The 15,145-nt window shown below is 69.7% G+C and carries 10 protein-coding genes; 8 read left to right on the forward strand and 2 right to left on the reverse strand.

The window, feature by feature from the left end:
- Positions 1 to 15 precede the first annotated feature (15 nt).
- The 4 genes from ACHFIV_RS07215 to ACHFIV_RS07230 are packed head-to-tail and all read left to right on the forward strand — an operon-like array spanning position 16 to position 6,606.
- Positions 16 to 1,923 carry an IucA/IucC family protein gene (locus ACHFIV_RS07215; RefSeq protein WP_398964806.1) on the forward strand — a complete coding sequence of 636 codons (1,908 nt, stop codon included), beginning with the start codon at positions 16 to 18 and terminating at the stop codon, positions 1,921 to 1,923.
- A gap of 31 nt (positions 1,924 to 1,954) precedes the next feature.
- Positions 1,955 to 2,671, forward strand: a complete 717-nt coding sequence (locus ACHFIV_RS07220) for a GNAT family N-acetyltransferase (RefSeq protein WP_398964808.1) — start codon at positions 1,955 to 1,957, stop codon at positions 2,669 to 2,671.
- A gap of 60 nt (positions 2,672 to 2,731) precedes the next feature.
- Entirely contained in the window at positions 2,732 to 4,588 is a 1,857-nt protein-coding gene (locus tag ACHFIV_RS07225) for an IucA/IucC family protein (RefSeq protein ID WP_398964810.1), read from the forward strand.
- Between the two features lie 50 nt (positions 4,589 to 4,638).
- Entirely contained in the window at positions 4,639 to 6,606 is a 1,968-nt protein-coding gene (locus ACHFIV_RS07230; protein WP_398964811.1) for an ATP-dependent DNA helicase, read from the forward strand.
- A gap of 142 nt (positions 6,607 to 6,748) precedes the next feature.
- On the opposite strand, the gene lexA is transcribed toward ACHFIV_RS07230, so the two are convergent.
- On the reverse strand, positions 6,749 to 7,546 hold the full coding sequence (gene lexA / locus ACHFIV_RS07235) for a transcriptional repressor LexA (protein ID WP_398964812.1): 798 nt from the start codon (positions 7,544 to 7,546) through the stop codon (positions 6,749 to 6,751).
- A 566-nt stretch (positions 7,547 to 8,112) separates the two neighbouring features.
- Between lexA and nrdR the strand changes: the two genes are divergently transcribed.
- The 4 genes from nrdR (at position 8,113) to ACHFIV_RS07255 (ending at position 14,093) form a co-directional block, all read left to right on the forward strand.
- Positions 8,113 to 8,628, forward strand: a complete 516-nt coding sequence (nrdR, locus tag ACHFIV_RS07240; RefSeq protein WP_398964814.1) for a transcriptional regulator NrdR — start codon at positions 8,113 to 8,115, stop codon at positions 8,626 to 8,628.
- Positions 8,629 to 8,785: 157 nt separating this feature from the next.
- On the forward strand, positions 8,786 to 11,695 hold the full coding sequence (locus ACHFIV_RS07245) for a vitamin B12-dependent ribonucleotide reductase (RefSeq protein WP_398964816.1): 2,910 nt from the start codon (positions 8,786 to 8,788) through the stop codon (positions 11,693 to 11,695).
- Between the two features lie 243 nt (positions 11,696 to 11,938).
- On the forward strand, positions 11,939 to 12,688 hold the full coding sequence (locus ACHFIV_RS07250) for a hypothetical protein (protein WP_398964818.1): 750 nt from the start codon (positions 11,939 to 11,941) through the stop codon (positions 12,686 to 12,688).
- A gap of 250 nt (positions 12,689 to 12,938) precedes the next feature.
- Positions 12,939 to 14,093: a hypothetical protein gene (locus ACHFIV_RS07255; RefSeq protein WP_398964820.1), complete on the forward strand. Its 1,155-nt coding sequence runs from the start codon at positions 12,939 to 12,941 to the stop codon at positions 14,091 to 14,093.
- Between the two features lie 361 nt (positions 14,094 to 14,454).
- Here the strand turns inward: ACHFIV_RS07255 and ACHFIV_RS07260 are convergent, their stop codons facing one another.
- Complete coding sequence (locus ACHFIV_RS07260) at positions 14,455 to 14,979, reverse strand: TerD family protein (protein ID WP_398964822.1); 525 nt, start codon at positions 14,977 to 14,979, stop codon at positions 14,455 to 14,457.
- Between the last annotated feature and the right edge of the window lie 166 nt (positions 14,980 to 15,145).

Below are 15,145 nucleotides of genomic sequence, written 5' to 3' on the forward strand. Positions count from 1 at the left end.
ACAAGGAAGACCGCCGTGAACCCCACCCCCGCGCCCGAGGCCGACGGCCCGTTCACCAGCCAGCAGCGAGGACATGACCTGCCTGAGGGCCCCCTCGCCGTCGAGTCGACGACCGTGCCGCGCCAGAAGGCCGGTCCGCACGGAACCCCGCGGCCCGTCGCAGGCGCCCTCCCGGACCTTCCCGGCCCCGCGGGCCCGGACCCCCTCGATCATCCGGACCCCCTCCGGGCCGCGGACTCGGCCGGTACGGAGAATCTTCTGCGCTGCTGGACCAGGGAGAACGACCTGACCCGTCCGCAGGGGGGCACCCTGCGGATCCCGCTGCCGGCGAGCGGCACCGCCCTCGTCGTCCCGGTCACCCACTGGTCCGCGACGGGGTGGCACCGCTTCGGGACGCCGGTGCTGGAGAACGCCCCCGCCGGGGCACCGGGCGTCGACGCCGTCACCGTGGCCGCGCTGCTGAGCCGTGAGAGCGAGCGGTACGCCGGAGTCGATCTGGTGGCCAGGGTCGCCGACTCCGTACGGCACACGGCCGCCTTCATCGCGGACCGCCGCCGCACACCCACCGCGCCGTCCGAGGCCGACCTCTTCCTCGCCGCCGAGCAGTCACTCGTCCTCGGTCACCCCCTGCACCCCACGCCCAAGAGCCGTGAAGGCCTCTCCGAAACCGAGACGCTGCTCTACTCGCCGGAGTTGCGAGGCTCCTTCCCGCTCCACTGGATGGCCGTCGACCGGTCGGTACTGGCGACGGAATCGTCATGGACCAAGGCCGGCAGGACCGTCCCGGCGGAAGCGCTCCTCGCGCCCCACGCCGAAGGCCTGAGCCTGCCCGAAGGGACCACGGCCCTCCCGCTCCACCCCTGGCAGGCCGCGGAGGTCCTGCGCCGCCCCGAGGTGGTGGCGCTGTGCGAGAAGGGACTCCTCCACGACCTCGGCCCGCACGGGGAACGCTGGCACCCCACGTCCTCCGTCCGCACCGTGCACCGCCCCGGTTCCGACCTCATGCTGAAGCTCTCCCTGGGCGTACGGATCACCAACTCCCGGCGGGAGAACCTCCGCAAGGAACTCCACCGGGGCGCCGAGGTCCACCGGCTGCTGCGCACGGGCCTGGCCGACCGGTGGCGGCAGGCACACCCGGGCTTCGACATCGTCCGCGACCCCGCATGGCTGGCCGTCGACCACCCGGACGGCAGCCCCGTCCCCGGCCTCGACGTGATGCTCCGCCACAACCCCTTCGGCCCGGCCGACGACGCGGTGTGCATCGCGGCACTCACCTCCCCCCGCCCGTGGCCCGGCCGCCCGGGCACGCACTCGCGCCTCGCCGACACGGTCTCCGCGCTGGCTGCGCGCACGGGCAGGACGACCGGGGCCGTGTGCGCCGAGTGGTTCCTGCGCTACCTCGACCGGGTCGTCCTGCCGGTCCTCTGGCTCGACGCCCACGCGGGCGTAGCCCTGGAGGCCCACCAGCAGAACACGCTGGTCCTTCTCGACCCGGACGGCTGGCCCGTCGGCGGACGGTACCGCGACAACCAGGGCTACTACTTCCGCGAGTCCAACCGGGCCGCGCTGGAGCGCAGGCTGCCCGGCATCGGCGCCGTCAGCGACACCTTCGTCTCCGACGCCGTCACCGACGAGCGCCTCGCCTACTACCTCGGCATCAACAACGTGTTCGGGCTGATCGGTGCGTTCGGCGCCCAGCGACTGGCCGACGAACGGCTGCTCCTCGCCGCGTTCCGCCGCTTCCTCGAAGGCGCGGTCACGCTGGGCTCCTCACTGCCCTCCTACCTGCTGGAGACGGGCCGGCTCCGCTGCAAGGCCAACCTGCTGACCCGGATGCACGGCCTCGACGAACTCGTAGGCCCGGTGGACACACAGTCCGTGTACGTAGCCATCGCCAATCCGCTCCGCGGCGACCAGGCATGACCGTCTGACCCCACGAGAGGAGAGCGTCACGGTGCATCAAGCCGATGCCCGCACCGGGACCGGTGCCGTCCCGCCCGACACCACCGGATCCGAGGACACCCTGGAGCTCCGGCTCACCGAGGAACTCCTCGCCCTGCTCGGTGACGCCCCCGCGGCCCGCGCAGAGGCCGACGCTTCCGCTCTCGTCGGCGATCCCGGCGGGTGGGGTCCGGTCACCACCTCCACAGGGGTGTTCCGGCTCGTCGCGGTGGAACTCGCACGCGACCTGGCGGTGATCACCCGCTGGATGAACGACCCGGCGGTCGCCGCCTTCTGGGAACTCGCCGGCCCCGACACGGTCACCGCCGCCCACCTCCGCCCACAGCTCGCGGGGGACGGCCGCAGCGTCCCCTGCCTCGGCGTCCTGGACGGCACGCCCATGAGCTACTGGGAGATCTACCGTGCGGACCTGGACCCCGTCGCCCGCCACTACCCGGCACGGCCCCACGACATGGGGGTCCACCTCCTCATCGGCGGTGTGGGCAGCCGTGGACGGGGTATCGGCAGCGCCCTGCTGAGGGCCGTCTCCGACCTCGTGCTCGACCACCGCCCGCTCTGCGGACGGGTGGTCGCGGAGCCCGACCTGCGCAACACCCCGTCCGTGTCCGCGTTCCTGAGCGCCGGTTTCCGCTTCTGCGCGGAAGTGGATCTGCCCGACAAGCAAGCAGCCCTGATGGTCCGTGACCGAGCACACCGCGAACACCTGTGAACAACTCACCTCACCGCACTGCCCGCTCGAACCCCATCGGTCCCACCCGGAGGAGTCCCCGTGCCGACATATCCTGCGAGCCCTCATCCGGCGGAGCCGCATACGCCGTTCGACATCCCGGTGCTCGACCGGACCGTATGGGACCGGGCGGCGGCCAGGCTCCTCGCCAAGATGCTCGGTGAGTTCGCCTACGAGGAAGTCATCGAGCCCGCACCCAGGACGGACCGAGGCGCGGGGCGGACCGGCGACTACACCGTCCCGCTGGACGACGGCGCGCTGCTGATCTTCCGGGCCCGGCGCGGTGTCTACGGCAGCTGGCGCGTCGACCCCGCCACGATTCGTGAGATCCCCGCCGAGGACACCGGGCACACAAGCGCCGGCACGCCCTTCCGCGACCCGCTGCGGTTCCTGGCCCGCGGCAGCCGGCTCCTCGGCCTCGACGGCGCCACGCTCGGCCACCTCATCCGTGAGCTCACCGCCACGCTCACCGCCGACGCCCGGCTGGACCACACCGCGCTCCGGGCGGCGGAGCTCGCCGAACTGCCGTACGCCGAACTCGAGGGCCACCAGACCGGCCACCCCTGGCTCGTCGCGAACAAGGGCCGTCTCGGGTTCTCGGCCGCCGACGCCGCGCGCTTCACGCCGGAGGCCCGGTCGGCCACCGCACTCCCCTGGATCGCCGTCAGCACCCGCATAGCGGGCTACCGGGGTGTGGGCCGCGTCGCCGCCTCCGGAGACCTCTACGACCAGGAACTGGACCCACGCGTCCGGGAATCCTTCGCCGAGATCCTGCGCGTGCGGGGACTCGACCCGGCCGACTACCTGTTCCTTCCCGTGCATCCGTGGCAGTGGGACGAATGGATCGTGCCGCTCTTCGCCCCCGCCATCGCGGACGGCGACATCGTGCCCCTGCACGCGGACGACGACCTCCGGCTCCCCCAGCAGTCCATCCGCACCTTCACCAACGTGGGCCGCCCCGACCGGCACACGGTCAAGCTGCCCCTGTCGATCCTCAACACCTTGGTCTGGCGAGGACTGCCGACCGAGCGCACTCTCGCCGCCCCGGCCGTCACGGCGTGGGTCCAGGGGCTGTGCGACGGCGATCCGTTCCTCCGGGACACCTGCGGCGTCATCCTGCTGGGAGAGGTCGCCTCGGTCGCCGTCGAGCACCCGCTCTACGACCACCTCCCGGAGGCTCCGTACCAGTTCAAGGAGATCCTCGGGGCGATCTGGCGTGAACCCCTGCAGCCGCGCCTCGCGCCCGGTGAACGCGCCCGTACGCTGGCCTCACTGCTGCACACGGATCCCGAGGGCCGTTCCTTCACCGCCGAACTCGTCGCCCGCTCGGGACTGACCCCCGCCGCCTGGCTGGCCCGGCTCTTCTCCGCGCTGCTGCCCCCGCTGCTGCACTTCCTCTACCGCTACGGCACGGTGTTCTCCCCGCACGGCGAGAACGCCATCGTCGTGTTCGACGAGAACGACGTACCGGTCCGCCTCGCGATCAAGGACTTCGTCGACGACGTCAACGTCAGCGCCCGGCACCTGCCCGAGCACGACGCGATGCCCGCGGACGTCCGCGCGATCCTGCTCACGGAGGAGCCCTCCTTCCTCACCCAGTTCATCCACTCGGGGCTCTTCGTCGGTGTCTTCCGCTATCTGTCCCCGCTCTGCGAGGAACAGCTGGACGTCCCGGAGGACACGTTCTGGTCACTCGTCCGTGCCGAGATCCTGCGGCACCACGCCCGCTTCCCCGACCTCAAGGAGCGGTTCGAGATCTTCGACATGCTGACGCCGACGATCGAGCGCCTGTGTCTCAACCGCAACCGACTGCATCTGGACGGCTACCGGGACCGGCCGCAGCGCCCGCACGCCGCCGTCCACGGCAGCGTCCCCAACCCGCTGCACCCCTCCGCGTGAGTCCGGGAGCGATCGATGTTGTCAGCGGGGCGCCGTAGGGTGGACGCGCTATGACGAAGCCATCTCTCCCCGAGCTCCTCCACGCCGCCGTCACCGCTGTCGGCGGTACGGAACGGCCCGGCCAGGTCTCCATGGCCGAGGCCGTCGCCGAGGCCGTCGACGACAACGCCCATCTGCTCGTCCAGGCCGGTACCGGCACGGGCAAGTCCCTCGGCTACCTGGTGCCGGCGCTGGCCCACGGTGAGCGGGTCGTGGTGGCGACGGCGACGCTGGCCCTCCAGCGACAGCTGGTGGAGCGGGACCTTCCGCGCACGGTCGACGCGCTGCACCCGCTGCTGCGCCGCCGCCCGCAGTTCGCCATGCTCAAGGGCCGGTCGAACTACCTCTGCCTGCACCGGCTCCACGAGGGTGCGCCGCAGGACGAGGAGGAAGGGCTCTTCGACCAGTTCGAAGCGGCGGCGCCGTCCAGCAAGCTGGGGCAGGACCTGTTGCGCCTGCGCGACTGGTCCGACGAGACGGAGACCGGTGACAGGGACGACCTGACGCCTGGTGTCTCGGACCGGGCGTGGGGCCAGATCTCCGTCTCCTCCCGTGAGTGCCTCGGAGCCACGAAGTGCGCGTACGGTGCCGAGTGCTTCGCGGAGGCGGCCCGTGAGCGGGCCAAGCTCGCCGACGTCGTCGTGACCAACCACGCCCTCCTCGCGATCGACGCGATCGAGGGCGCCCCCGTGCTGCCCAAGCACGAGGTGCTCATCGTCGACGAGGCCCACGAGCTGGTCTCCCGGGTCACCGGGGTGGCCACGGGAGAGCTCACCCCCGGCCAGGTGAACCGCGCGGTGCGCCGCGCGGCGAAGCTGGTCAACGAGAAGGCGGCCGACGCCCTGCTGACCGCGTCGGAGGGTTTCGAGCGGGTCATGGAGCTCGCGCTTCCGGGGCGTCTCGAAGAGGTGCCGGAGGATCTCGGTTACGCCTTGATGGCTCTGCGTGACGCGTCGCGTACGGTGATCTCCGCGCTCGGCGGCACCCGGGACAAGTCCGTCCAGGACGAGGACGCGGTGCGCAAGCAGGCCATGGCGTCCGTCGAGTCGATCCACAGCGTCGCGGAGCGCCTCACACAGGGTTCCGAGTACGACGTCGTCTGGTACGAGCGTCACGACCGTTTCGGGGCTTCGGTCCGGGTGGCGCCGCTGTCCGTCTCGGGGCTGCTGCGCGAGAAGCTGTTCGCCGACCGCTCGGTGGTCCTGACCTCGGCCACCCTCAAGCTCGGCGGTGACTTCAACGGGGTGGGCGCATCGCTGGGACTCGCTCCCGAGGGCACGGCGGGCGACGACATCCCGCAGTGGAAGGGCCTCGACGTGGGCTCGCCGTTCGACTACCCGAAGCAGGGCATCCTGTACGTCGCCCGGCACCTGTCCACGCCCGGCAGGGAAGGTTCCCGCACGGACATGCTCGACGAGCTCTCCGAGCTGGTGGAGGCCGCGGGCGGCCGCACCCTGGGTCTCTTCTCCTCCATGCGGGCGGCCCAGGCGGCCGCCGAGGAGCTGCGTGGCCGGCAGGACAAGCCGGTCCTGCTGCAGGGAGAGGAAACCCTCGGGGAGCTCATCAAGAACTTCGCGGCGGACCCCGAGACCTGTCTGTTCGGGACGCTGTCCCTCTGGCAAGGCGTCGACGTCCCCGGCCCGAGCTGCCAGCTCGTGGTCATGGACCGCATCCCCTTCCCCCGGCCTGACGACCCCCTGATGAGCGCCCGCCAGAAGGCCGTCGAGGAAGCCGGCGGGAACGGGTTCATGGCAGTGGCGGCGACCCACGCGGCACTGCTGATGGCTCAGGGCGCGGGCAGGCTCGTCCGGGCGATGGGCGACAAGGGTGTGGTCGCCGTGCTCGACCCCCGGCTGGCCAACGCCCGGTACGGCAGCTACCTCCGTGCCTCGATGCCCGACTTCTGGTACACGACGGACCGGAATCAGGTGCGGCGGTCGCTGGCGGCCATCGACGCGGCGGCCAAGGCCTCGGGGTGACCGGAGCGGGCCGTCAGGGTTTCCGGGCGGCCCTTGGAGCACCTCCCCGGCCGTGAGGAAGCGGCCCTGAGGAAGGACTGCGGACATGTCAGGGCCCCGGGACCGGCGCAGGGATCCCGGGGCCGGTCCGAACCGGCGGGGCTCAGACCCGCCGCAGCACCGCCACGACCTTGCCCAGGATGGTCGCCTCGTCACCGGGAATCGGCTGGTAGGCGGAGTTGTGCGGGAGCAGCCACACGTGGCCGTCCTCCCGCTTGAACCGCTTGACCGTGGCCTCGCCGTCCAGCATGGCCGCCACGATGTCGCCGTTCTCCGCGACGGGCTGACGCCGCACGGTGACCCAGTCCCCGTCCATGATCGCTGCCTCGATCATGGAGTCGCCCACGACCTTCAGCACGAAGAGCTCGCCGTCACCGACGAGCTGGCGGGGCAGGGGGAAGACGTCCTCGACGGACTCCTCGGCGAGGATCGGCCCGCCTGCCGCGATCCGGCCGACCAGCGGCACGTAGGAGGCTGCCGGCTTTCCCGTGGTGTCGGTCTGCTGGGTGCTGGGCTGGTCCGAGCCCCGCACCTCGTACGCACGCGGCCGGTGAGGGTCACGCCGGAGGAAGCCCTTACGCTCGAGAGCCATCAGCTGATGGGCGACGGACGAGGTGCTGGACAGCCCCACCGCCTGGCCGATCTCGCGCATCGAGGGGGGATACCCTCGCCGTTGCACGGAATCCCGGATCACCTCGATCACGCGCCGCTGCCGGTCCGTGAGCCCGGAGCTGTCCGCCCGGATTCCTGGTGGGCGGCCGGGCAAGGAGCGTGCGGGTCGCGTGGGCTCCGGACCCTCCGCGTTCATGACTGTGTCATTCATGGCATGCACCGGCTCAAGTCGGCCCTGGGAGCGGTGGTCCTGGGCAGTGATGGTGGCGCTGTCTGCGGTGGTGGTCACGTCGGCCCCTCTCGAATGGTCTCCCTGGTTAGGCAACGGTAGTAGCTTTCGAAAGGTTGCGCCAAACACACGTTCGAGTGAAAAACAAATAAAGGGCTGCCGCAGGCCTACCTGGAGGTGTATGAGCTGTGCGACGGGCCACCGCCCGAGCGCCGGCCGCCGAGGGCCACGCTAGCCTTCCGCCGCTTCCGCCCCTGTGCGGGGGTGCGTCCCGGTGTGCCGCGACGGGCCTTCCAGGAGCCTCCGGACCCACTTGGGGGAGGCCCTCCGGGTGGCCCCCGGGCCTCAGGCGGGGGTGGCCCCCGGGCCTCGGCCGACGCGCGTTTCCCGTACTCTCGTGCCGGGCCGTAGGCTGCCTCCCGGCCCGCGGGGGCCCGCGACACGCGCGGAGGGCCGGGCTAGCGCAAAACCCTAGATGTAGTGGTTGCCTTGCTGTCTCCGCCCATAAGTAGTGGTCCCCGGTCCATCGAGGCAGAGTTCATCGCCTATGCTTGGGGCTGTCCTCAGGGGCCCTGAACAGGGCCGGAGGGCTATTCAGTCGTGCTGTGTGAGGAGGGTTCGGAGACATGCACTGCCCCTTCTGCAGGCACCCCGACAGCCGGGTCGTGGACAGTCGCACCACGGACGACGGGACGTCGATCCGACGGCGCCGTCAGTGCCCCGACTGCTCCCGTCGCTTCACGACCGTGGAGACCTGCTCGCTGATGGTGGTCAAGCGCAGTGGCGTGACCGAGCCCTTCAGCCGCACCAAGGTCATCTCGGGGGTCCGCAAGGCCTGCCAGGGCCGGCCCGTCACCGAGGACGCCCTGGCGAAGCTCGGCCAGCGGGTCGAGGAGGCCGTGCGGGCGACGGGGAGTGCGGAACTGACGACACACGACGTGGGACTGGCCATACTCGGCCCGTTGCAGGAACTCGACCTCGTCGCGTACCTGCGTTTCGCATCGGTGTACCGGGCGTTCAACTCGCTCGACGACTTCGAGACGGCTATCGCCGAACTGCGCGAACAGCGGCCTCGCGCGGAGCAACGCGGGAGCGGCGGGACCCCTGAGGTCCCTGCCCCCGCCGCGGTCGCCGCTGATTGACCACCGAGCCGGACCGGCAGGGGTGGCCGATCCGGCGGCAGGCGGCACCAGACCTGTTCCGGGACGCTGTGCGCGGCGTCCGGAGCATCAGACACACACTGTGCCCTGGGAAGAACTGGGCACTTCAGGGCGTTTTTGCCCACATATGGGAGGCGGCATGACAGAGACGGCGAGCGGCCCGGCACGAGGTTCCCGCACCAAGGGAGCCAAGTCGACTGCGACCAAGCAGGGCCTGCGCATCGAGCGCATCCACACGAACCCCGGCGTGCACCCGTACGACGAGGTCGCGTGGGAGCGCCGTGACGTCGTCATGACCAACTGGCGCGACGGCTCGATCAACTTCGAGCAGCGTGGCGTCGAGTTCCCCGACTTCTGGTCGGTGAACGCGGTCAACATCGTCACCAGCAAGTACTTCCGGGGCGCTGTCGGTACGCCGCAGCGCGAGACCGGTCTGCGACAGCTGATCGACCGGATCGTGAAGACCTACCGGAAGGCCGGCGAGGACTACAACTACTTCGCTTCCCCCGCCGACGCCGAGATCTTCGAGCACGAGCTGGCGTACGCCCTCCTGCACCAGATCTTCAGTTTCAACTCGCCGGTCTGGTTCAACGTCGGGACGCCCCAGCCGCAGCAGGTCTCTGCCTGCTTCATCCTGGCCGTCGACGACTCCATGGAGTCGATCCTCGACTGGTACAAGGAAGAGGGCATGATCTTCAAGGGCGGCTCCGGCGCCGGCCTGAACCTGTCCCGCATCCGCTCCTCGAAGGAGCTGCTCTCCTCCGGTGGCAACGCCTCCGGCCCGGTCTCCTTCATGCGTGGGGCCGACGCCTCCGCAGGAACGATCAAGTCGGGTGGCGCCACCCGCCGGGCGGCCAAGATGGTCATCCTCGACGTCGACCACCCCGACATCGAGAACTTCATCGAGACCAAGGTGAAGGAGGAGGAGAAGATCCGCGCCCTGCGCGACGCGGGCTTCGACATGGACCTGGGCGGCGACGACATCACGTCCGTCCAGTACCAGAACGCCAACAACTCCGTCCGCGTGAACGACGAGTTCATGAAGGCCGTCGAGTCCGGCGGGAAGTTCGGCCTGCGCGCCCGTATGACCGGCGACGTCATCGAGGAGGTGGAGGCCAAGTCCCTCTTCCGCAAGATGGCGGAGGCCGCCTGGGCCTGTGCCGACCCCGGCATCCAGTACGACGACACCATCAACCACTGGCACACCTGCCCGGAGTCCGGCCGCATCAACGGCTCGAACCCCTGCAGCGAGTACATGCACCTGGACAACACCTCGTGCAACCTGGCCTCGCTGAACCTGATGAAGTTCCTCAAGGACGACGGTGAGGGGAACCAGTCCTTCCAGGCCGAGCGCTTCGCCAAGGTCGTCGAGTTGGTCATCACCGCGATGGACATCTCGATCTGCTTCGCGGACTTCCCGACGCAGAAGATCGGCGAGAACACCCGCGCCTACCGTCAGCTGGGCATCGGCTACGCCAACCTGGGCGCGCTGCTGATGGCGACCGGGCACGCCTACGACAGCGACGGCGGCCGTGCGCTCGCCGGCGCCATCACCTCGCTGATGACGGGCACCTCCTACCGTCGCTCCGCCGAGCTCGCCGCGGTCGTCGGCCCGTACGACGGCTACGCCCGCAACGCGGAGCCGCACCAGCGCGTCATGAAGCAGCACTCGGACGCCAACGCCGTGGCCGTCCACGTCGACGACCTGGACTCGCCGATCTGGGCAGCCGCCACGGAGGCCTGGCAGGACGTGCTCCGCCTCGGCGAGAAGAACGGCTTCCGCAACGCCCAGGCGTCGGTCATCGCCCCGACCGGCACCATCGGTCTCGCGATGTCCTGCGACACCACCGGCCTCGAGCCCGACCTCGCCCTGGTCAAGTTCAAGAAGCTCGTCGGCGGCGGCTCGATGCAGATCGTCAACGGCACGGTCCCGCAGGCCCTGCGCCGCCTCGGCTACCAGCCGGAGCAGATCGAGGCGGTCGTCGCCCACATCGCCGAGAACGGCAACGTGATCGGTGCCCCGGGCCTCAAGGACGAGCACTACGAGGTCTTCGACTGCGCCATGGGCGAGCGTTCGATCTCGGCCATGGGCCACGTCCGGATGATGGCGGCGATCCAGCCGTGGATCTCCGGCGCGCTGTCCAAGACGGTGAACCTGCCGGAGACGGCCACCGTCGAGGACGTCGAGGAGGTCTACTTCGAGGCGTGGAAGATGGGCGTCAAGGCGCTCGCGATCTACCGCGACAACTGCAAGGTCGGCCAGCCCCTCTCCACCAAGAAGTGGGAGGAGAAGAAGGACGAGGTGACCGCGAAGACCGAGGACACCATCCGTGCCGCGGTCGAGAAGGTCGTCGAGTACCGCCCGGTCCGCAAGCGCCTCCCCAAGGGCCGTCCCGGCATCACCACGTCCTTCACGGTGGGCGGCGCCGAGGGTTACATGACCGCCAACTCCTATCCGGACGACGGTCTCGGTGAGGTCTTCCTGAAGATGTCCAAGCAGGGTTCCACCCTCGCGGGCATGATGGACGCCTTCTCGATCGCGGTGTCGGTCGGTCTCCAGTACGGCGTGCCCCTGGAGACCTACGTCTCCAAGTTCACCAACATGCGCTTCGAGCCGGCCGGTATGACGGACGACCCGGACGTGCGGATGGCCCAGTCGATCGTCGACTACATCTTCCGCCGCCTGGCGCTCGACTTCCTGCCGTTCGAGACGCGCTCCGCACTCGGCATCCACTCGGCCGAGGAGCGCCAGCGCCACCTGGACACCGGTTCGTACGAGCCCGCCTTCGGTGACGACGAGCTCGACGCCGAGAGCCTGGCGCAGTCCGCCCCGGTGCAGACCCAGCCGCTGAAGGCGGTCGCCTCACCCGAGGAGGGCGCAGCCGAGAAGCCGGCGCCCAGGACGGCGCACACCTCGGCGGAGCTCGTCGAGATGCAGCTCGGCATCAGCGCGGACGCGCCGCTGTGCTTCTCGTGCGGAACGAAGATGCAGCGCGCCGGGTCCTGCTACATCTGCGAGGGTTGCGGTTCGACCAGCGGATGCAGCTGATACCGGGCGGACTTGCGTCGGACGCGACAGCCGACGTAGCTGAACCGAAGCGTGATCTCTGAGAGGGAGGGGCGCCGGCCTTTGGCCGGCGCCCCTCCCTGGCGTGTCTGCCGCCTCGCAGCCGCGGTCGGAGAACACGCACCGCGCTGGACACGCGCAACAAGATCGTTCCGGGGCCGCCAGCTCCAGGCAACAAGCAGAAACACGCAGGACAACTGCCACTGACTCCTGGACCATCAGCCAATGACCACAGAACCGCACCTGTTGTCCCTTCGTATCGTCGTGCCCCCGATGGGAAGCCGACACGGCGCCGTGGAATGCCGACCGGTCATCAATGGACGAGACATCCTGGCCGACGTGTTCGACGAGGGGCCGGCAGATGACCCTCGGTATCTGTTGGGGCAGCATGCGCCGCTTCACGCGACAGACACGCCCCGCGAGGTCCGGCTTGCCGAGGCCGAGTGCACAGAAGGATGCTGCGGCGCTGTCTACGTGACCATCAGGCGCGAAGGGCAGCACGTGGTCTGGAGCGGCTGGCGCAACCCGGATGGCGATGATGTCGACCTCCCGGAGCTTCGATTCGACGTCGGTCAGTACGACGCGGAAGTCCGCCGGGCCTCGACCGACCACAGCTGGGAGTGGCCGGCCCGAACAGTCGCCCGGCTTCTGGAAGAACGGCTCCGGAAGCGTGTCGGCTGGCTGACGACCTGGGAATGCGAACTGGGAGCCGTCTCAGCTTGGCACTGGGAACCAGACCAGATCAGCGTCTTCCTGTTCCATCCCGGCCGCTCCGCGATCAGAGAAGACCGTCCGTGGCTCCAGTTCAAGATGACCCTTCCGGTCTCCAAAGACGACCCGGGTGACCAAGCAGAGCGCCTCGAGGCTCGTCTCACGGCCGAAGACCCCCGCGAGATCGCCGAGGTTTGCGGCGGCACGCAGGAGTTTGCCGATCAGCTCGGCTACCCCTGGCCAGGCCCCCGACGTCGAGCATGAAGAGCGGCTGAGGCGAGGAATACGACACGCCGGCAATAAGTGGTCTCCGCCAGTACACCGAGCGCCTTGGGGGCGTGAAGCAGCCGGTCAGGGCTTTGGAGGCGATCTCGCGGCTTCACCGCCCTGACGCGCGTGACGCCTGGCTGTTGAGTCTGACGCAACCCGCCCCCGAGTCGAGGGCTTGTCGCGGCGATTGCTGTCGTGGCATGCTCCGAGCCATGATCAAGAGAATCGAGTCCTCCGTCCGCCGATGACCGAGACCTCCGGGACAGGGCTGCCCGGGTCACCGACATCGCTGTTCGATCACGCACTCCAGCTACATCAGTCGGCTCCAGGGGAGCCACTTCCGCGCGACGGGGAACCATTTCCCGACGACGAGTCGCACCGTCGTCGGCGAGGCCCGAAGGCGCCTGAGGACCGGCACTCGGCCGGCAAGGACGTTGCCCTCGTCCTGGGCACGCATTTCGCCAGGGCTTCCGCCCTGCCCAGCGAATTGGCCGATGCCTTCCACGACGTCTACGTCCCGATTCACCGGAACGGGCACATCGCCGCCGCGGCTGAGCGCTCGGGCAGAGAACGCGTTCGCCAAACGGGCCGCTGGTTGGTCCGGTACGGGACCGATCGATGCGCGGTCACCGTTGGACTTGCCCTGCTGGCTGCCGTGGGCACAGCCGACGACATCCCGCTGATCCAGACGATCGGGCTGCTTTCCAACCGCTTCGGGGCACTCGCGGCGCACGCATTGGAGCGTCAGGCACGGGGAGTTGAGGCCCTGCTCTGGCTGGCCGAGCGCGTCACCGGCTGGGGACGCGTCTATGTCGTCGAGGCGCTCTGCAGACTCGACGACCCGACTGCCCGGCCTTGGCTGCTTCGCAGAGCCTGTGACGGCGATTTCCTTAATGGGTACTTCGCCGGCGACGTCGCCACAGTCGCCGAACTCCATGAGGCACTGGCAGACCTCGACACCGACAGCGAGATGGTCGACCACGTCGGCCGCCTACTCCATCAGATGAGTGACTGCGGGGGGATGGGGCTCACCCTCGCTCACTACCCTCATTCGGGAGCGGTCCTGGAAGCTCATGCTCGCCACGTGGGTCTGCTCAGCCCGACGATCGAGCGCTATTTCACGATCGCGTTGCTTGCCCAGCACCTGACCACAGAGCCTCCCGAGGATGCGGGCTGCACTGCGGCCCAGCAGGAAGCGCTCCGGGCGACCTACCTTGAGGTGCTCGACCGGGCAGAGTGGACCCAGGCCGCACGCTCCGGGCTCGCGACGGATGACAACCGGATGCGATGGCTCGCCGATCACCGGGCGCCCCAGTTGAGGCTGCGTGCGTTTCCCGATCGTGGAGATGCCGAGGAACAGCGCACGCCAGGAACAAGTGGTCTCCGCCGGCGGGAATGACGCGGGGACGCGTCGGGCGGACGTCCGGCGCGGTCCGCGTGCGCAGCTGACCAGCAGCGCACGAGGGGGACCGGCCGACGGCCGGTCCCCCTCGTGCGTACGGGGCGTCGCGGTGTACGCGTGGGGTCCTCGGGAGCCGTCGTGGGGCGGCGGCGCGGGAGCAGCGCCGCAGCGGGGGCCGACGGTGCGGTTCCGGCGGGTCGAGGATTCCCCGCCGGGATGACGGTGATCCTCCACGCCGACTGGGTGGCGGCCGGGATACCGGTCCGGCGCCTGGAGGGTCCGTCGAGGACACCGGCATCGCGAGCCTCCTGGTGCGTCCCCTGGAGGCGCAGGGGCCGTGGTCCGGCGCTCGCCGGGCCTAGCGGCTCCCCATCACCGCGGTGAACGAGTCGGGATCACCCTCGAAACCGCGGACGGTTCCGTGGAAGACCCAGGCCCCCGAGGGATCCCGGACGAACTCGGCCACGACCGCGGCGGTGGCGGTGGCCACCGCTGAGAAGTCGTCCTCCGACATATTCGTGTAGCCCTCACGGATCTGCACGGCCGTGTGCTCTATCTGGCCGAAGGTCTTGTGACCCTCGCGCTGCTGGATGGCCACACCGACCACGACCCTGGCGTAGGCGTCCGACAACCGGTCCAGTTCGAGCGTCATCACCTCGTCGAAACCGAAGCCCTGCCCGGTCCGGCTGTCCCGGTTCAGCGTGATCGTCCCGTCGGGTGACCGGCTGTCGAAGTGCACGAGGTAGGCGGGAGTGCCGTAGGGCGCGTCCGTCCCGTACGTGGCCGCGATGATGTCCAGGTCGTTGGCGGGCTCACCGGCGGCGCTGGGGTCCCACTTGACCCTCACTTCGACCTTCTCGATGTCCTTGTTGGGAGTGCTCATCGGACGTGCCTCCTCGCTGCTGGACCGACGGACCTCTTGCATCCCCAGATCATCTACGCAACCGTGCGCGGATCCAACCGCGTTGGTTCCGGACGTCGTATTCGGGCCACTCACGTGCCCGGGGTCGTGTGATCTCCGGGAGGCGGGCCGCCCGGGGCCGTCCGGA

Origin of the sequence: Streptomyces sp. ALB3 (assembly GCF_044385685.1) — a bacterium.
Taxonomy (GTDB): Bacteria; Actinomycetota; Actinomycetes; order Streptomycetales; family Streptomycetaceae; genus Streptomyces.